The organism is Fodinicurvata sediminis DSM 21159 (assembly GCF_000420625.1).
Lineage (GTDB): Bacteria > Pseudomonadota > Alphaproteobacteria > Kiloniellales > DSM-21159 > Fodinicurvata > Fodinicurvata sediminis.
This window is the reverse complement of the sequence record NZ_ATVH01000013.1, coordinates 59,030-76,724: the sequence shown is the minus strand read 5'-3', so window position 1 is coordinate 76,724 and position 17,695 is coordinate 59,030. Positions and strand designations below refer to the sequence as shown.

The 17,695-nt window shown below is 62.7% G+C and carries 19 protein-coding genes; 7 read left to right on the top strand and 12 right to left on the bottom strand.

Annotated elements, in window-relative coordinates; translation table 11 throughout:
- The first annotated feature begins 14 nt into the window (after positions 1-14).
- Both G502_RS0105370 and phbB read left to right on the top strand, forming a co-directional pair.
- The gene (locus tag G502_RS0105370; protein ID WP_022727633.1) at positions 15-1,190 is read left to right on the top strand and encodes an acetyl-CoA C-acetyltransferase; all 1,176 of its coding nucleotides are present in this window, start codon (positions 15-17) and stop codon (positions 1,188-1,190) included.
- Positions 1,191-1,357: 167 nt separating this feature from the next.
- Positions 1,358-2,080: an acetoacetyl-CoA reductase gene (gene phbB / locus G502_RS0105365; RefSeq protein WP_022727632.1), complete on the top strand. Its 723-nt coding sequence runs from the start codon at positions 1,358-1,360 to the stop codon at positions 2,078-2,080.
- Between the two features lie 31 nt (positions 2,081-2,111).
- On the opposite strand, the gene G502_RS0105360 is transcribed toward phbB, so the two are convergent.
- The 3 genes from G502_RS0105360 to gloB all read right to left on the bottom strand — a co-directional run bounded on the left by G502_RS0105360 (position 2,112) and on the right by gloB (position 4,999).
- Positions 2,112-2,537 (bottom strand): cupin domain-containing protein, encoded by a 426-nt coding sequence (locus G502_RS0105360; protein WP_026989099.1) that lies wholly within the window; start codon positions 2,535-2,537, stop codon positions 2,112-2,114.
- A 67-nt stretch (positions 2,538-2,604) separates the two neighbouring features.
- The gene (locus G502_RS0105355) at positions 2,605-3,768 is read right to left on the bottom strand and encodes a GAF domain-containing sensor histidine kinase (protein WP_211217803.1); all 1,164 of its coding nucleotides are present in this window, start codon (positions 3,766-3,768) and stop codon (positions 2,605-2,607) included.
- 460 nt (positions 3,769-4,228) lie between these two features.
- Positions 4,229-4,999: a hydroxyacylglutathione hydrolase gene (gloB, locus tag G502_RS0105350; protein ID WP_022727629.1), complete on the bottom strand. Its 771-nt coding sequence runs from the start codon at positions 4,997-4,999 to the stop codon at positions 4,229-4,231.
- Between the two features lie 139 nt (positions 5,000-5,138).
- On the opposite strand from gloB, the gene G502_RS0105345 reads away from it, so the two are divergent.
- Both G502_RS0105345 and nhaC read left to right on the top strand, forming a co-directional pair.
- Positions 5,139-5,825 carry a class I SAM-dependent methyltransferase gene (locus G502_RS0105345; protein WP_245560722.1) on the top strand — a complete coding sequence of 229 codons (687 nt, stop codon included), beginning with the start codon at positions 5,139-5,141 and terminating at the stop codon, positions 5,823-5,825.
- A gap of 149 nt (positions 5,826-5,974) precedes the next feature.
- A complete protein-coding gene (gene nhaC, locus G502_RS18755) occupies positions 5,975-7,513 on the top strand; it encodes a Na+/H+ antiporter NhaC (protein ID WP_022727627.1) in 1,539 nt (512 codons plus the stop codon).
- A gap of 100 nt (positions 7,514-7,613) precedes the next feature.
- Here nhaC and G502_RS0105335 read toward each other — a convergent pair whose 3' ends face one another.
- Positions 7,614-9,116 (bottom strand): UbiD family decarboxylase, encoded by a 1,503-nt coding sequence (locus G502_RS0105335; RefSeq protein WP_022727626.1) that lies wholly within the window; start codon positions 9,114-9,116, stop codon positions 7,614-7,616.
- 180 nt (positions 9,117-9,296) lie between these two features.
- Here G502_RS0105335 and G502_RS22385 point away from each other — a divergent pair, with 180 nt between their 5' ends.
- Positions 9,297-9,509, top strand: a complete 213-nt coding sequence (locus tag G502_RS22385; protein ID WP_022727625.1) for a DUF4170 domain-containing protein — start codon at positions 9,297-9,299, stop codon at positions 9,507-9,509.
- 84 nt (positions 9,510-9,593) lie between these two features.
- Here G502_RS22385 and G502_RS0105325 read toward each other — a convergent pair whose 3' ends face one another.
- Both G502_RS0105325 and ubiA read right to left on the bottom strand, forming a co-directional pair.
- Positions 9,594-10,274: a class I SAM-dependent methyltransferase gene (locus G502_RS0105325; RefSeq protein WP_022727624.1), complete on the bottom strand. Its 681-nt coding sequence runs from the start codon at positions 10,272-10,274 to the stop codon at positions 9,594-9,596.
- Positions 10,275-11,210, bottom strand: coding sequence for a 4-hydroxybenzoate octaprenyltransferase (ubiA, locus tag G502_RS0105320; protein ID WP_022727623.1), 936 nt, complete (start codon positions 11,208-11,210; stop codon positions 10,275-10,277).
- A gap of 71 nt (positions 11,211-11,281) precedes the next feature.
- On the opposite strand from ubiA, the gene G502_RS0105315 reads away from it, so the two are divergent.
- Both G502_RS0105315 and G502_RS0105310 read left to right on the top strand, forming a co-directional pair.
- Complete coding sequence (locus G502_RS0105315; RefSeq protein ID WP_022727622.1) at positions 11,282-12,046, top strand: 16S rRNA (uracil(1498)-N(3))-methyltransferase; 765 nt, start codon at positions 11,282-11,284, stop codon at positions 12,044-12,046.
- A 156-nt stretch (positions 12,047-12,202) separates the two neighbouring features.
- Complete coding sequence (locus tag G502_RS0105310) at positions 12,203-13,570, top strand: glutamate--cysteine ligase (RefSeq protein WP_022727621.1); 1,368 nt, start codon at positions 12,203-12,205, stop codon at positions 13,568-13,570.
- An 81-nt stretch (positions 13,571-13,651) separates the two neighbouring features.
- Here the strand turns inward: G502_RS0105310 and G502_RS0105305 are convergent, their stop codons facing one another.
- The 6 genes from G502_RS0105305 to G502_RS18740 all read right to left on the bottom strand — a co-directional run bounded on the left by G502_RS0105305 (position 13,652) and on the right by G502_RS18740 (position 17,526).
- The gene (locus G502_RS0105305; protein WP_022727620.1) at positions 13,652-14,869 is read right to left on the bottom strand and encodes an argininosuccinate synthase; all 1,218 of its coding nucleotides are present in this window, start codon (positions 14,867-14,869) and stop codon (positions 13,652-13,654) included.
- Positions 14,870-14,954: 85 nt separating this feature from the next.
- On the bottom strand, positions 14,955-15,437 hold the full coding sequence (locus G502_RS0105300; protein ID WP_022727619.1) for a F0F1 ATP synthase subunit B family protein: 483 nt from the start codon (positions 15,435-15,437) through the stop codon (positions 14,955-14,957).
- Positions 15,437-16,024, bottom strand: coding sequence for a F0F1 ATP synthase subunit B family protein (locus G502_RS18745; protein WP_022727618.1), 588 nt, complete (start codon positions 16,022-16,024; stop codon positions 15,437-15,439). Before G502_RS18745 ends, G502_RS0105300 begins: the two co-directional genes overlap by 1 nt.
- A gap of 76 nt (positions 16,025-16,100) precedes the next feature.
- Positions 16,101-16,325, bottom strand: coding sequence for a F0F1 ATP synthase subunit C (locus tag G502_RS0105290; RefSeq protein ID WP_022727617.1), 225 nt, complete (start codon positions 16,323-16,325; stop codon positions 16,101-16,103).
- Positions 16,326-16,397: 72 nt separating this feature from the next.
- The gene (locus G502_RS0105285; protein ID WP_022727616.1) at positions 16,398-17,153 is read right to left on the bottom strand and encodes a F0F1 ATP synthase subunit A; all 756 of its coding nucleotides are present in this window, start codon (positions 17,151-17,153) and stop codon (positions 16,398-16,400) included.
- A gap of 28 nt (positions 17,154-17,181) precedes the next feature.
- Positions 17,182-17,526, bottom strand: a complete 345-nt coding sequence (locus tag G502_RS18740) for an AtpZ/AtpI family protein (RefSeq protein ID WP_022727615.1) — start codon at positions 17,524-17,526, stop codon at positions 17,182-17,184.
- Between the last annotated feature and the right edge of the window lie 169 nt (positions 17,527-17,695).

The following is a 17,695-nucleotide window of genomic DNA, read 5'->3' as shown; positions in this document are numbered from 1 at the left end:
AGGAGGAAGCCAGAATGTCGGATGTTGTGATAGTCAGTGCAGCGCGCACGCCGGTGGGGGCCTTCAGTGGGACCCTGTCCAGCGTTGCCGCCTCGCATCTGGGCTCGGTGGCCATCGGGGCTGCGCTTGAGCGCGCGAAAGTCGAGGGCGGCGAAGTGGACGAAGCCATCCTGGGGCAGATCCTGACGGCCGGCGCCGGGCAGAACCCGGCACGCCAGGCCGCCATGGAGGCCGGTATCCCCCAGGAGAAGACCGCCTACCAGATCAATCAGCTCTGTGGTTCCGGCCTGCGCAGCGTGGCTCTGGGCTACCAGGCGATTCAGACCGGCGACAGCTCCATCGTCGTGGCCGGCGGCCAGGAATCCATGAGTCAGGCCCCGCACTGCGCACACCTGCGCAACGGTCACAAGATGGGGGACGTCAAGTTCGTCGACACCATGATCAAGGACGGTCTGTGGGATGCCTTCAATGGCTATCATATGGGCAACACCGCCGAGAACGTGGCCCAGAAATGGCAGCTGACCCGCGACGAGCAGGACGCCTTTGCCGCCAATTCGCAGCAGAAGGCGGAAGCCGCCCAGAAGGAAGGCCGTTTCAAGGAGGAAGTCGTCCCCGTGACCATCAAGACCCGGAAGGGCGAGTCCGTGGTCGAGGAGGACGAATATCCCAAGCATGGCACGACCGCCGAAAGTCTGGCCAAGTTACGCCCCGCCTTCGACAAGGAGGGCACGGTCACGGCCGGAAATGCCAGCGGCATCAATGACGGGGCCGCCGCCGTTGTCCTGATGAGCGCCAAGGAGGCCGAGAAGCGAGGTCTGACCCCCTTGGCCCGCATAGCCTCCTGGGCGACCTGCGGCGTGGATCCGGCCATCATGGGCACCGGCCCCATCCCCTCCAGCCGCAAGGCGCTGGAAAAGGCAGGCTGGTCGGCCGATGACCTGGACCTGATCGAGGCCAACGAGGCCTTTGCGGCCCAGGCCCTGGCTGTGAACAAGGACATGGGCTGGGATCCCGAGAAGGTGAATGTGAACGGCGGCGCCATTGCGCTGGGCCACCCCATCGGGGCTTCAGGCGGGCGCATCCTGATTACCCTGCTGCACGAGATGGGCCGTCGCGATGCCAAGAAGGGCCTGGCCACGCTCTGCATCGGGGGCGGCATGGGTATCGCCATGTGCCTAGCCCGTGACTGAGGCTTGAGAAGGCCTGGCGTTTCCTGACAGGGAAGAGGCGTCTGCACGTGGGTTGACCCATGCGCAGGCGGCTTCAGCCAGGTTCATCCGGTAACAGGTCCGAAGGTAGTGGGCCGCTAAAGAGAAGGGCAGGACGTCACACAGAAAACGACAGGGAGATAAAAATCATGTCCAGAGTGGCTTTGGTAAGCGGTGGTACGCGCGGCATCGGTGCGGCGATCTGTGTCGCCTTGAAGAACGAAGGCTATCGGGTCGTCGCCAATTACGGCGGCAATGATGAAGCGGCCGAGGCTTTCTCGAAGGAAACCGGGATAGCCGTCGCCAAGTTCGATGTGTCCGACTTCGAAGCAGTCAAGGCCGGGGTCGAGAAGATCGCGCAGGAACACGGCCCGGTGGAGGTTCTGGTGAACAACGCCGGAATCACGCGTGACAGCACCATTCACAAGATGACACCGGAGCAGTGGCAGGCTGTCATCGACACCAACCTGACCTCCTGTTTCAACCTTTGCCGCTGTGTCATCGAATCCATGCGCGAAAAGAATTTCGGGCGAATCGTCAACATCGGCTCGATCAACGGGCAGGCCGGTCAGTACGGCCAGGTGAACTATGCTGCGGCCAAGTCGGGCATCCACGGCTTCACAAAGGCCCTGGCCCAGGAAGGCGCCGGCAAGGGCGTCACGGTGAATGCCATCGCACCGGGCTATATCGAAACCGACATGGTGCGTGCCGTGCCCGAGAACGTCCTGGAAAAGATCGTCGCGCGAATCCCGGTGGGTCGACTGGGCCAGCCGGAGGAAATCGCGCGCGGTGTGGTCTTCCTGGTGTCCGACAATGCCGGGTTCATCACCGGTTCGACTCTGTCCATCAACGGCGGTCAGCACATGTACTGACGCAAGTCCTGCCCCACTCTGTCGGGGCCGGTCAATGGCCCGGCGCCCAGCCTTCGGGAGCAAGTTCGAAGCCGGAGAACTCGAAGGCCGGGGCGACGGTGCAGCCCACCAGGGTCCAGTCGCCCAGGCTTTCCGCTGATTGCCAGACATGGGGCTCCAGAATCACCTGGGGCCGCTGACCGGCTTCGAAATCGGTGCCCAAGTGATGTGTCTCGCTGGTCCGGCCGTCGCTGTTGAGATGCAGGGCCAGGGGCCCGCCGGCGTACCAGTGCCAGATCTCGGTGGCGTCCACTCTGTGCCAATGGCTGCGTTCACCGGCCCGCAAAAGGTAATAGATGGCCGTGACGCTGCTGCGCTCGCCTTCTGGGGCCTTGGCGCGATAGATTTCCCGGTAACGACCTCCCTCGGGATGCGGTTCCAGGTCGAGCAGGCGGATCAGGTCATCGGGATTGGTCATGTCGGAGCCTTTCTTCATGTCTGTATGACAAAAACCGGCCAGAGAGTCCTCTGGGCCCCGCCTGCGGTCAAGTCAGCAGGCGTTCCTGCGGGAAATCGATGCGCAGCAGGCTGCCGCGTCCCGGACGACTCAGGATCCGCAGGCGGCCATCGTGGGCGTGCGTGAAGCGATCCACGAGGGACAGGCCGATTCCGGTTCCCTCGCGTGCCTGGCTGGCGGCGACGCGCCCGCGATAGAAGATCTCGCGGGCCTGCCGGCGTTCCTCTGGCGTCATGCCGACGCCGTTGTCGGCGACCTTCAGAGTCAGGCGCCCGTCTTCCAGGTGCTTAAGCCGAAGCCTTACCTGGCCGCCGGGTGCGGTGAACTTTATGGCATTGGACAGCAGGTTGAGCACGATCTGCCGGAAGCGACGCGGATCCCCGTGAAAGCGGTGGCCCTGTGGGCCGACGTCATGTTGCAGTTCAAGGCTGGCCACCTCGGCCTTCCGGGCCATGATGTCCACGGCTTCCCTAGCCACGCTGGCGGGATCGAACAGCTTCTCATGAAGGCTGAACTCACTGTCGCCGGCACTGTCCAGAAGGTCATCGATGAGGGAGAGCAGGTGGCGGCCACTGCTATGAATATCCGCGGTATAGTCGCGGTACTTCTCGTGACCCAGTGGCCCCAGGGCCTCGCTTCCCATGACCTCGGAAAAGCCCAGGATGGCGTTGAGCGGCGTGCGGAATTCGTGGCTCATCATGGCCAGGAAGTCGTCCTTGATGCGGGCTGCACGTTCGGCCTGGCGCTTTTCCTCGTCCAGCCGCAGGGTTCTGCGGCGCAGTTCCATCTCGTCCACGGTTATTTCGGCCAGCGAAACCAGGAGTCGCCGCTGTCTTTCATCAAGCCGGCGCGGCTTGTGGTCCATCAGGCAAAGTGTGCCATGTCGGAATCCATCGGGCGTGGACAGTGGAATGCCGGCATAGAAAACAACACCCGGCGCGCCTGTCACCATGGGCAAATGCGCGAAGCGGGCATCCTGTCGTGCGTCCTCGACAAGCGTGATACCCGACTGCTGTATGGTATGCAGGCAGAATGCCTGCTCGATCGGCGTTTCCGATAGCTCCAGTCCGACCCTCGCCTTGAACCACTGCCGCTGGCCGTCAATCAGGGAGATGTAGGCAATGGGCATATCGAAGAGGTCGACGGCCATCTCCACAATGCGCTCGAAGCGCGGATCGGCGCCACTGTCCATGAGTTTGTACTCCTCAAGCGCATCCAGGCGCCTCGTGTCATGCCCGCTGGGCTGCATAGGGACATCTCTCAAAGTGGCTGGCATGGCAGGCGGTCCTTGTTTCCACTCGCAAGACAGGGTCTCCATTCGCAACACAGGTCGTCCAGGCTGCGGGGCAGCAGCCAAATACGCTTCACTCTCAAGGGCCCTGTAAGCAGAAACCGCCAAGTCCCATCGCAATGGCTTGTGCCCATTGCCGCGAGGTTGGCGGTGTCCCTATGGGATCCGGTGATTGATGCGACGGCCAATGCAGGTATTCCGAGACCATTCCGGTCACAGGAATATTGCGAGCATAATCCGCAGTGTTGCTTCAGTTCCTACGCGTATTGATAGTTTATGTTGCAGTGCAATACATGCAGACAGTTTGCATGGCTCCTGCCCTCTGAGTGCAAGCCGACGGGCGGGTCGGTCGCAGGGTGGCTCAGAATATGTCCTTGCGCCGGCGCACTTCCGCAAAGCATTCCTGGGCGGAGCGGCCCTGGAGGTTCAGGGCCTTTGCCAGGGTCGGATCATCGGCACGCAGGAAGGGGTTCGTGGCTTTCTCCTCGCCCAGGCGTGAGGGAACGGTCGGCTTGCCATTCCGGCGCAGGTTGTCGACCTGTTGCGCGCGATCTTGCAGTTGGCTGTTGTCGGGTTCGATGCTCAGGGCAAAGCGTGCATTGTTCTGCGTGTATTCATGGGCGCAGTAAACCGCAGCCGTGTCGGGGAGTTCGCGCAGCTTGCAGAGAGAGTCCCACATCTGGGCCGGGCTGCCTTCGAACAGGCGTCCACAGCCAAGTGCGAAAAGCGTGTCGCCACAGAAAAGCGCATGGCTTTCCGGGAACCAGAAGGCAATGTGGCCACGGGTATGGCCCGGCACGAAGAAAACCTCTGCCTCGGCCTGGCCCAGCTTCACGATATCCCCCTCGTTCACCGCTTCGTCGATCCCGGGAATGCGGGCTTCGTCCGGGGCGGGGCCGATGATATGACAGCCGGTCGCCTTCTTGATATCCAGGTTTCCGCCCACGTGGTCGGGATGATGGTGCGTGTTCAGGATATGCGTGATCTTCCAGCCGAGCTGGTCGGCAGTCTCCAGAACCGGCTTGGATACAGCCGGGTCCACCACGGCCACGGCACCGCTGCCGGCCTCTCGAACCAGATAGACATAGTTGTCGCTGAGAACCGGAATCTGCTTTATCTCGAGCTGTGCCATGGCTGGGTCTCTACCTTGATCATCTGTTGCCTTGGGGACGCGTGTAGCATTCATATGAGGCTGAAAACTGTGCTATTGTACCCCTATGTGGAATGATGCCGTTGATTTTCGGGAATTCTACGAAACGCCGACCGGGGAGATGGCCCGCCATCTCATCCTCCGTCGGCTGCGGGCGTTTTGGCCGGATCTGCACGGCATGGAGGTCCTGGGGATGGGTTATGCCACGCCTTACCTGAAACAGTTCCACGAGGCCGCCCGCCTGTTCGCCTTCATGCCCCTGACCCAGGGGGTCATGCGCTGGCCCGAAGAAGGGCGCAACCGTGTCGCGCTGGTGGACGAGACGGAATTGCCGCTTACGAATTTCTCACTGGACCGCGTGCTGCTGATCCACTGCCTGGAGAATTCTGACTACTTGAGCGATATGCTGAAGGAGGTCTGGCGCGTGCTCAAGGGAGAGGGGCGCCTGATCATCGTGACGCCCAACCGGCGTGGCCTCTGGGCTCGACTGGAGCGCACCCCCTTCGGTTTCGGCCATCCCTATAGCCAGATGCAGTTGTCGCGCCTGCTGCGCGAACACAGCTTCACGCCGCTGCGCAGCACCCAGGCCCTCTTCATACCGCCAACGCGTTCGCGCACGCTCCTGCGCATGGCGCCAGCCTGGGAGCGGATCGGCCGTCAGATTTCGCCGCATTTCGCAGGGGTCAACATTGTCGAGGTCAGCAAGCAGGTTTACGCCGTGCGCCCCTTGCGTGCGGCCGAGCGGCGGCGTCTGGCCTGGCCTCTGCCGCAGGTAGTGCGACCCACACCTGCTTCACGCAGATATTGACCCTGACACTACGAGACAATAAGAGGGCCTCAAGGACGGTTGCATTTTAGTGCTGTACGCCAGTGCAAATGAGTGCGACCGTCCATTTTTCGTGTCCGGGCCTTCACAACCCGGTGGCGTCCAGAAAAAACAAGACAGAGGGGATTCGCATGAGCAGTGATGATCAGACGGAACAGGGGGCGGTCGAGAAGCCTTCGTTAGGGCTGGCCCTTATACCCGTTGTCCTGACACTCCTGATCCTGGGATTGCAGCTTTTCGTTTTCGACAATTTCACCCCACACATTCCCCTGGCCATCGGCCTGGCAATCACGGCCATGGTGGGCAAGAAGCTGGGCCACAAGTGGCCCAACATTCAGGATGGTGTCTTTCACGTCATCAACGTGTCCCTGCCCTCGGTTTCCGTCCTGATCGTGGTCGGCATGATCATCGGCGTGTGGATCGCCAGTGGCACGGTGCCGACGCTGATCTATTACGGCTTGGTGATCCTCAGCCCGGAAGTCTTCCTTGCCGCGGCGATGATCCTATGTTCCCTGGTCTCCGTTTCCCTGGGCACCTCCTGGGGTACGGTGGGTACGGTCGGCCTGGCGTTGATGGGCATTGGCGAGGGCTTTGGCATTCCCATGTACTGGACCGCCGGGGCCGTGGTGTCCGGTGCTTTCTTCGGCGACAAGATCTCGCCGCTGTCCGATACCACCAACCTGGCCCCCGCCGTGACCGGCGTGAACATCTTCGATCATATTCGCAACATGCTGCCGACCACGATTCCCGCCATGCTGATCGCGTTGGTGATCTATGGCGTGGCGGGTTACACGCTGCTCGAAGCGGGTGAAAGTTCCTTCGGGCGGATCGAGAGCATTACGACAGCACTTCAGGAGAACTTCCTGATTTCGCCCTGGCTGTTGCTGCCGGCCCTGTTGGTGATCGTACTTGCGGTCATGAAACAGCCGCCGATTCCCTCGCTGTTTGCCGGCGTAGTCGTGGGCGGTTTGATGGCGATGCTGTTCCAGGGTGTCGGCATGCACGACGTCTTCAGCTACGCCAACAGCGGCTATTCCATCGATACCGGGGTCTCGGAGATCGACAGCCTGCTGAACTCTGGCGGTATCCAGTCCATGATGTGGACCATTTCCCTGATCCTCATTGCACTGGGTTTTGGCGGTGCGCTCGAACGCACCGGCTGCCTGGAGGCCATCATCAATGCGATCCTGGTCAAGGTGCACAGCTTTGCAGGCGTCCAGTCGTCTGCCATCGGCACCTCCTTCGCGACGAACCTGGTGGCGGGCGACCCCTACCTGTCGATCGCGTTGCCGGGGCGCATGTACGCACCGGTCTATCGCGGCATGGGCTATTCGACCCTGAACCTGTCGCGGGCGACGGAAGAAGGCGGGACGCTGATGTCGCCGCTGATTCCCTGGAATGCCGGTGGTGCTTTTGTGATCACGGCCCTGGGTCTCGGTATCGCGGATGGGAACTTCGAGAACCTCCTCTACATACCGCTGGCCTTTGCTTGTTGGACCGCACCTGTGATCGGCGTCCTCTATGCCGTGACCGGCCTCTTCTCGCCCAAGGCGACGGAAGCGGAAGTCCAGCAGTGGCACAAGCAGAACGAGGCCATCAAGGACATGACCGACCAGGGTTACGAAGACCCGACGAAGGGCATGAAGACCCAACCGAAACCGGCCGAATAGGCCCACGAGACGGTTGGCATAAACGAGACGGTTTGCATGAAAAGAGGGCCGGCGTTTCGCCGGCCCTCTTTTCATGCGGTTTCCGTGTGGTGCGCCCGGGCTACCAGATGGACCGGCCGCTGCCGGGCAGGCCGAGCTGGCTCCAGATATCGTCGACGCGCTTCACCACGTCCGGGTCCATGCGGATTTCCTGGCCCCATTCGCGATGAGTCTCCGGCGGCCACTTGTCGGTGGCATCGAAGCCGACCTTCGAGCCCAGGCCCGATTCCGGGCTGGCGAAGTCCAGGTAGTCGATGGGCGTGTTCTCGATCACCGTCATGTCGCGGGCCGGGTCCATGCGGGTGGAGATCGCCCACATGACGTCCTTCCAGTCGCGGGCGTTGATGCTGTCGTCCACGACGATAACGAACTTGGTGTACATGAACTGGCGCAGGTAAGACCAGACAGCCATCATCACGCGCTTGGCATGGCCCGGGTAGGCCTTTTTCATGGAGACGACCGCGATGCGGTAACTGCAGCCTTCCGGCGGCAGCCAGAAATCCGTGATCTCCGGGAACTGCTGGCGGATCAGGGGAATGAAGACCTCGTTCAGCGCTTCGCCCAAGACCGAGGGCTCATCGGGCGGCCGGCCGGTGAATGTGGAGAGATAGATGGGATCGCGCCGCCGGGTGATCGCGGTGATGTGGAAGACCGGGAAGGACTCCACCGAATTGTAGTAGCCGGTGTGGTCGCCGTAGGGTCCCTCGTCCTCGTAGTCCTCCAGGCTGACGTAGCCTTCCAGGACGATCTCGGCCTCGGCCGGGACCTTGAGCGGCACGGTCTTGCAGTCCACCAGTTCCACCTTTCGTCCGCGCAGCAACCCCGCGAACTGATATTCGCTGAGGGTGTCCGGGACCGGTGTGACGGCGGCCAGGATGGTGCCCGGGTCGGCGCCCAGGACGGCCGCGGCGGGCAGAGGCTCGGTCTTTTCCTGGCCCCAGCGGCGATGGTGCTGGGCGCCGCCGCGATGCTTCAGCCAGCGCATCAGCGTGCGTTTGCCGTCCAGTTTCTGCATGCGGTAGATGCCGAGGTTGAAATCGTCCTCGCGCGCCTTTCCGGGGCCTTTGGTCACCACCAGCGGCCAGGTGATCAGCGGCGCCGGTTCACCCGGCCAGCAGGTCTGGATCGGCAGGGCGTCCAGATCGATCTCGTCGCCTTCCTGCACTACCTCCTGACAGGGTGCCCGCGAAGTCGTGCGCGGCTTCATCGCCATGACCTGCTTCAACAAGGGCATCATCTCGAAGGCCTCGCGGAAGCCGCCGGGCGGTTCCGGCTGGCGCAGGAAGGCCAGCGTTTCGCCCACCTCGCGAAGTTCCTCAGGCGTGCGTTCCATGCCGGAGGCCACGCGCTCCACCGTGCCGAAGAGATTGACCAGCACCGGCATGTCATAGCGCTGCCCCTCATGCTGGACATTCTCGAACAGTACGGCCGGTCCGCCCTCGGCCAGCAGGCGAGTCTGGATCTCGGTCATCTCCAGCACGGGCGAAACGGGATGCTGGACGCGCTTCAGGCCCCCCGTATGCTCCAGGCGTTCCATGAAATCACGCAGGGACTTGTAGGGCATGAATTCTCCTTCGCTGCCGGGGCGGGGTGCTCCGCTGCTGTCGGCGCTCAGACTACAAGGAAATCCGCGGTTCTGGCGAGAGGACTTCCCATCCGGGCATGCTTGCATGCCATGCGCGGGGGTATTAAGTATTTAATGTTACCGCAGAGTTCAAAGGCAAGAAACGGGATAGCCTTAAAAATGCAACAATACTGGGTGGTTGGCGGTGAGTACAAGGATACCAGCTTCCGGGTCCCGCGCGAGGGCCGGGAAGAGTGGATAGGTCCCTTCGGCAGTTACAACCAGGCCAAGGCCGAATGGGCCCGTCGCGCCTGGTCGACCGTTGACGATGCGCAGACGCGTTATCGTATCGAAAGCATGGACCAGGATCTGGCACCGCCCTGCACGGACTGACCTGACGGGTCGTCCCCTTTCGCGCGGTTCATGGATCGTTGCCCTGGGCCGCGCACTCCTGAGCGATCCCTCCGCATGGAGAGGTCATGCCCCCTCGGCGGGCAGAATGCGCCAGACCGTGGTGCGGCGCACCTCACTGTCCTCCAGTTCGCGATTGGTCGGCACCCTGTAGACGGCAAGTGCCTCCAGCCCCTGCGCAGGAAGATAACTGCGCCCGGGATCCCCCATCATGACATCTCGGCCCGCAGCAGCCTGCTGGGCGAGCCAGGCGAAGGTCCGCTCTGCCATGGGCTGCTCATAGCAGACGTCACCGGCCAACAGCAGGTCCCACTCGCCATTCCCGTGGTCCAGGAAATCCTCCTCCCGGATGTTCAGGTCGACCTGGTTGAGTTCGGCATTGAGCTGGATTGCGGCCAGGGCCAGGGGATCGATTTCCGAGGCGGTCACCTCGCGCGCGCCACATTGCGCGGCTGCGATTGCCGACAGACCGCTGCCGGAGGCAAAGTCCAGTACCCGCTTGCCGCGCACCCTGTCGGGATTGTCCAGCAGGTAACGCGTGAGGGCCTGTCCTCCAGCCCAGGCAAAGGCCCAATAGGGCGGAGGTATCTCCAGTTTCTCCAGTTCCGCTTCGGTGGCTTGCCACAAGGGCATGACCTTGCTGGCCAGGTGCAATGGAATTTCCGGCACCAGGGAGGGTGTTTCGATTTCTGTGTTGTCGCGCACGAAAGCCCGCGCGGCCGATGGGTCCCTCTCGGGGTTGCTCATTCAGGCGGCCAGGCCGGCCAGGGCTAGGCCGGCCAAAAGCAGCCAGCCCACGAAGCGATTGGCACGAAAACGGGCCAGGCAGTTGCGGTGGGCGTCCATGTCCAGGGTCGTCACCTGCCAGATGAAATGGCCGGCCACGGCCGCAAGGCCCAGATAATAGGGCCAGGCAAGGCCGGCACTTTCCCCCGCAGCGCCCATCAGGAGAACAGAGGCCGTGTAGAAGCCGACCAGCCAAGGGCGGGTGCTCCGACCGAGTTTGAGGGCGCTGGACTTGAGGCCGATCAGGGCATCGTCCTCCTTGTCCTGGTGGGCATAGATCGTGTCGTAGCCCAGGGTCCAGAAGATGCCGGCCAGATAGAGCAGAACAGGTGGCCAGGTCAGGCTGTCCTGGACCGCCGCCCAGCCCATGAGCGCCCCCCAGTTGAAGGTCAGGCCCAGCCAGAGCTGGGGCCAGTAGGTGATGCGCTTCATCAGCGGGTAGGGGAAGACCAGAAGCAGGGATGCCAGGCCGAGCAGGATTGCCGTTGGCGCGAGTGAGAAGAGGATTGCAGCGCCCCCCGCCAGCAAGGCGGCCAGGAAGGCAATGGCCTGCTTCAGCGTGATCTGGCCGCTTGGCAGGGGACGGGTGGCGGTGCGGGCAACCCGTCCGTCATAGTGTCGGTCCAGGATGTCGTTGATGGTGCAGCCGGCCGCGCGCATCAGGATGGCGCCCAGTCCGAACAGCAGGTAGAGCCATAGATTCGGCGCCTGTCCGCTGGCGACCTGGGCCATGGCGATGGACCACCAGCAGGGAAAGAGCAGCAGCCAGGTCCCGATCGGCCGATCCAGCCGGGCCAGGCGCGAATAGGGACGCCAGGCACTGGGCAGCTGGCGTTCCAGCCAGTTGTTGGGAACGATATCGCTTGCGTCCGAATGCTTGCTTGCCGAAGAGATCATGGCGCGTATCTTGCGCGGGCCGAGCCTCAGGCTCAAGATCATGCTTGTTAAAAAGAAACGCGGATTCCCGGATGAAGGACGTCAAGCTGGCCACGCGTCTTTATGTGGAAGATGACCTTGGACAGGAACCTGTCCTGGGACTGAGTCCCGAACAGGCGCATTTTCTGCGCTCGGTCCTGCGCCTGAAACCCGGTGCGCAACTGGCGCTGTTCAACGGCCGGGATGGGGAGTGGCTGGCCCGGGTCGAGGCGCTTGGCAAGGGCTGGGCCTCGCTTTCCGTGGAAAGCCAGTCGCGCCCGCAAGAGGACGAACCCGAGCTGAGCGTATGCTTCGCACCGGTGAAACGCGCGCGAATCGACTGGATCGTGGAAAAGGCGACGGAACTCGGCTGTACCCGCCTGCAACCGGTGCTGACACGGCGGACTGTCGTGGACCGGGTGAACGTTCAGCGTCTGCGCACGGCCGTGCGCGAGGCGGCGGAGCAATGTGAGCGCCTTGGCCTGCCGCAGGTGGAGGAGCCAGTGAAGCTGGAGCAACTGCTTCAGGATTGGCCGGCAGACCATCCGTTCCTGTTTGCCGACGAAAGCGGGGGCGGCCAGCCGATTGCAGAGATCTTGCAGCAGCGGCCGGCGCGCGCCCTGCTGACCGGACCCGAAGGCGGGTTCGATCCGCAGGAGCACGCCATGATCGCCCGGCACCCGGCGGCCTGTCCGGTGGGCCTTGGGCCGCGAATCCTGCGCGCGGATACGGCCGTGATCGCGGCGCTTTCGGTGATGCAGGCGTTGGGTGGCGATTGGGCGGAAGCCCCGGCATTCCGCAATCTGCAGCCGCGTTGAGGTGGGCGGATGCCTGCCCTGCGGCAAAGGTGCTTGACGAAAACGGTCCAGGGTCGCTCTGATGCAGGCCAAGGACGCAGCAGACTGCTGGCCATGGCAGTTTACGTTGCATCGATCGCCTATCCGTTCACAGCTCAGTGAGTCCGAAGCTTTCCCATGTCAGCCCCTCCCCAATCCAAGGGTGATCCGATCACCGGCAAGGAGCAGCTCGTTCGTTATCTGGAAACGGGCGCCAAACCCGCCGCCGATTGGCGAATCGGCACGGAGCACGAGAAGTTCGGCTTCGAACGCACGACCCTGCAGTCGCTGCCCTATGACGGGACAGCCTCGATCCGCGCGATCCTGGAAGGCATGTCCGAGCGCTTCGGCTGGACCCTCTCCAAGGAGAACGGCAAGCCCGTGGCCCTGGTGAAAGGGGGCTGCAACATCACCCTGGAGCCGGGCGGACAGCTTGAGCTGTCGGGTGCACCGGTCGAGAACCTGCACCAGACCTGTGCCGAGGTGAACACGCACCTGGCCGAGGTGAAGGAGGTCTGCGACCCCCTCAACGTCGGCATGCTGGGGCTGGGTTTTGCCCCGACCTGGCGGCGTGAGGACATGAACTGGATGCCCAAGGGGCGCTACAAGATCATGTCCGACTACATGCCCAAGAAGGGCAACCTGGGCCTGGACATGATGCTGCGCACCTGCACGGTGCAGACCAACCTGGACTTCGCCGACGAGCGCGACATGGTCCGCAAGTTCCGCGTCTCCCTGGCCCTGCAGCCCCTGGCCACCGCGCTGTTCGCCAACTCGCCCTTCACCGAGGGAAAGCCGAACGGGTTCAAGAGCTATCGCAGCCATATCTGGACGGACACCGACCCGGATCGCTGCGGTATCCTGCCTTTCGTCTTCGAGGACGGAATGGGGTTCGAGCGCCACGTGGACTACATGCTGGATGTGCCGATGTATTTCGTCTATCGCGACGGCAAGTACATCGATTGCAGCGGCCTGTCCTTCCGGGATTTCATGGAAGGCCGCCTGGACGTCCTTCCAGGTGAGATCCCGCTTATGAGCGACTGGGAAGATCACCTGACCACGGCTTTCCCCGAGGTGCGCCTCAAGCGCTATCTGGAGATGCGTGGGGCCGACGGTGGGCCCTGGCGGCGCCTCTGTGCCCTGCCGGCCTTCTGGGTCGGCCTGCTGTACGACGAGACGGCGCTGTCGGCGGCCGAGGACCTGGTGCGCGACTGGACACTGGAGGATCATGAATACCTGCGCGCCGAGGTGCCGCGCCAGGCACTGGCCACGCCTTTCCGCCAGGGAACGGTGGGCGACCTGGCGACACGGGCGCTCGAGATCGCATCGGAGGGCCTGCAGGCCCGATCACGCCAGAATGACGAGGGCATGGACGAGCGCATCTTCCTGGACGTTCTGCGCGAAATCGTCATCACCGGCCAGACACCGGCCGACGAACTGCTGTCCCTCTACCACGGCCGTTGGCAGGGTGACGTCAGCCACATCTTCGAGGAATTCCAGTACTGAACTTCAACTCTTATGGGCGCTGAAAAGGAAAAGGGCGGTCGTGAGACCGCCCTTTTCCTTACTTGCGTCTTTTGGCCTCTGTCAGCCTTGCTGGCCGTTGTGCTTCAGCAGGCGCAGGCGCAGGGCGTTGAGCTTGATGAAGCCTTCGGCGTCGCGCTGGTCGTAGACGTCGTCTTCCTCGAAGGTGACGTGCGCCATGCTGTAGAGGCTGTCGGGTGACTTGCGGCCGACCACGGTGGCGCTGCCCTTGTAGAGCTTGAGGCGCACGGTGCCGTTCACATGCTCCTGGCTGCGATCGATCAGGGCCTGCAGCATCTCACGTTCGGGTGAGAACCAGAAGCCGTTGTAGATCAGCTCGGCATAGCGCGGCATGATCTCGTCCTTCAGGTGTGCCGCGCCCCGGTCCAGGGTGAGCTGTTCTATGCCGCGGTGGGCGGCCAGCAGGACGGTGCCGCCTGGCGTCTCGTAGACGCCGCGGCTCTTCATGCCGACGAAGCGGTTTTCCACCAGGTCCAGGCGGCCGATGCCGTTGGTGCCGCCCAGGCGGTTGAGTTCGGTCAGCAGGGCGGCCGGGCTGAGGCGCTGGCCGTCGATGGCGACGGGGTCGCCCTTCTCGAACTCGACCTCGATGTAGGTGGGCTGATCGGGCGCCTCCTCGGGGGACACGCTGCGGGAATAGACGTATTCCTGAGCCTCTTCCCAGGGGTCTTCCAGAACCTTGCCCTCGGCCGAGATGTGCAGAAGGTTGGCGTCCACCGAGAAGGGGGCCTCACCGCGCTTGTCCTTGGCGATGGGAATCTGGTGTTTCTCGGCGAAGTCAATCAGCTTTGTGCGGGAATTGAGGTCCCATTCGCGCCAGGGCGCGATCACATGGATGTCGGGATTGAGCGCGTAGTAGGCCAGCTCGAAGCGTACCTGGTCGTTGCCCTTGCCGGTGGCGCCATGAGCGGCGGCATCGGCGCCGGTCTCACGCGCGATCTCGATCTGACGTTTCGAGATCAGGGGGCGGGCAATCGAGGTGCCCAGCAGGTAGAGGCCTTCATAAAGCGCATTGGCCCGGAACATTGGGAAGACATAGTCGCGCACGAAGTCCTCGCGCAGGTCCTCGATGTAGATGTTCTCGGGCTTGATTCCCAGCATCTCGGCCTTCTTGCGGGCGGGCTCGAGCTCTTCGCCCTGGCCGAGATCGGCGGTGAAGGTCACGACCTCGCAGCCGTAGGCCTCCTGCAGCCATTTCAGAATAACGGAGGTATCGAGGCCGCCCGAATAGGCGAGCACCACCTTCTTCACATCACCCATCTTAATACACCACCTTTGGAGGCCTGCTCCTGACAGGAAAGGGGAGCCCGCTCGCCGCAAACTCTGGGGCAGGCGAGCGACGGGCTCAGTTCAGCTTGTTGCCGACGGTCTCGATGGAGGATTCGGTCAGGGCCTTCTGACCCTCCTTGTCGAGGTTGTCCGCGATCAGCTTGGCGGAGGCGGCAATGGCCACGTCGACGGCCTGGTTGCGGACTTCCGCGATGGCATCCGCCTCGGCCTGGCGGATCTTGTCCATCATCATCTGCTCACGGCGCTGCAGGCTTTCCTCGAGCTCCTTCTCGGAGTTCTGGCGAATGCGCTGGGCCTCGGTCTTGGAATGCTCGACGATCTCCTCGGCTTCCTTCAAGGCGTCGCGCTGGCGGCGCTTGTAGTCGGCGAGCATCTTCTGCGCTTCTTCACGCAGGGCCTGTGCTTCCTCGATTTCCTTGCGGATGCGCTCGCTGCGCGAGTCCAGCTTGGCGAGCATCGGGCGTAGGCCCTTCCAGGCAGCCAGCGCCAGAAACAGCAGCAGCGCGATCGTGATCCAGGTGTATTCGCTGGAAAACATCACAGACGCTCCTTCATCTCGGCCTGGACGGCCTGTTCAACCGTTTTGCTGTCGGGCTTGAAGCCCACCAGCTTGTCGGTGGTTGCTGTGGCCGTATCAGCTGCTACCGAAGCCAGGTCCTTGAGCGCCTCGGTCTTTGCGGCGCCGATCCGTTCCTCGGCTTCCCGGGTTCGTTCGGCCAATTCCTGGGAGAAGGCCTCGTGGCGTTCATCCATCTTGGCCTTCGCCTCATCGCTGGCTTTCTGCAGGATGCCCGTAGCCTCTTCGCGGGCGACGGAAAGAGCCTTTTCATACTCGGCCAGAACATCCTCGGCCTCGGAGCGGATCGTCTCCGCACGCATGAGGTCGTCGTCGATCTTGTCGCGGCGTTCCTCGATCACGTCGCCGATGCGCGGCAGGGCCACGCGGGACATGACGATGTAGAGAAGACCGAAGGTTACGAACAGCCAGAAGATCTGGCTGGCGTAGGTGTCGACCTGACTGATTTGCGGCAGACCACCTTCCTCGGCCGCCAGCGCCACTCCTGAAATGCAGGTGGTGGCGGCGGACAAAGCGGCAATCCGCAGCGCTGCGGGCAGTTTGACCATACCGATGGATCCTGTCGTCTGGTTCGAACCTGAAGCCCTGGGGCTGCCGATCAGCAGCCCCGGGCCGGGGAACGTGTTAGCCGAACAGGACCAGAAGGGCGACCACCAGCGAGAAGATCGCGATGGCTTCCGTCACGGCGAAGCCGATCCAGATGTTGGCGCCAATCTCGTCCTTGGCGGCCGGGTTGCGGGCGATGGCCGCATAGTAGTTGGACCAGACGTTACCGACACCGAGGCCGGCACCGATCATGCCCAGGGTCGCCAGACCGGCACCAATCATCTTAGCTGCTTCGAGTTCCATTTTTTACACTCCTTGGATTAACCGCGTGTGGATCTGGGGTGGTTTTCGTTCCTGTCGACTGTCCGCTGCCGCTCAGTGCATGTGGATGGCGTCGTGCAGATAGACGCAGGTCAGAATGGTGAAGATGTAGGCTTGCAGCACCGCAACCAGGAATTCCAGCGCCGTGATGCCCAGCAGGGCCGCCAGTGGGACCACGCCTGCCACGCCCATCAGAAGGACGAAGCCGGCGAAGACCTTCAGCAGGATGTGTCCGGCCATCATGTTGGCGAACAGACGCATCGACAGGCTGATCGGCCGTGAGAGATAGGAGATCAGTTCGATCGGAACCAGGATGACAGCTGTCCAGGCCGGCGCGCCGTGCGGGAAGAACATGCGGCAATAGCCGAGTCCATGGCGCGCGAAACCGATGATGGTCACGGCGATGAAGATGATGATGGCCATCGTGAAGGTCACGGCCAGGTGGCTCGTGAAGGTGAAGGACGAGGGAATCATCCCCAGGAGATTGCCGAAGAGCACGAAGAGAAACAGCGAGAAGATGAAGGGGAAGTACTGGCGCCCTTCACTGCCCACGTTGTCGCGCACCATGTTGGCAATGGTCTCGTACAGCAGCTCGGCGCAGTTCTGCAGCCGGCCGGGGACCAGTTCATGATGGCGCATAGCGGCGATCATGAAGAGGCTGATGACACCCACGGTGATCAGCATCCACAACGCCGAATTGGTAAATGACAGATCAAGACCGCCAATGTTGATCGGAATCAACGGCGTGATCTCAAACTGGTGTAGAGGATCTACGGGAAAACCGCCGTCCTGCGTATCCTGCGTCGCCACCTTGCCCCTCGCGGTCTATGGTCAGCCGTCACTTCGGCCGGGAATTGTCCCTATCTTCCTTGCTCCTGCGCTCCAGCCCCTTGGCGACGCGCACCACGTTGTAGAACGCGGCCGCCGTGCCGAGCAAGATAAACAGAAGCATCAGCCAGGGTTTCGTTCCCAGCTGTGCGTCCAAAAAAAGTCCGATCGCAACCCCGACGCCAATGGAGGCGACAATCTCGGTTGCAATCCGCATGCCGACACCCAGGCCGCTGCTTCCGCCGCTCCCGCGTGCCGTAGAACTCTTGCCCTCACGTTTGCTCCGACGGTCGCGGACCGCCTTGAGCCGCTTGTCCAGGGAATCGAAAGGCGAGGGTTTGCGCGGATCCGACATCGTGTTGTCTCCCTATCGGATATCTCCGATGAAACTGGAGCCGTGCCGGCCGCTTGCCCCCTCCTGTCGCCCCCGACGTGCCGGAAGGCGCGCGAACCATACGGAGGGACCCCATCCCCGTCAAGGCTCAATCCCCGGTTTCCAGGCGGCCGGTCGGCCTGCGCTTCGA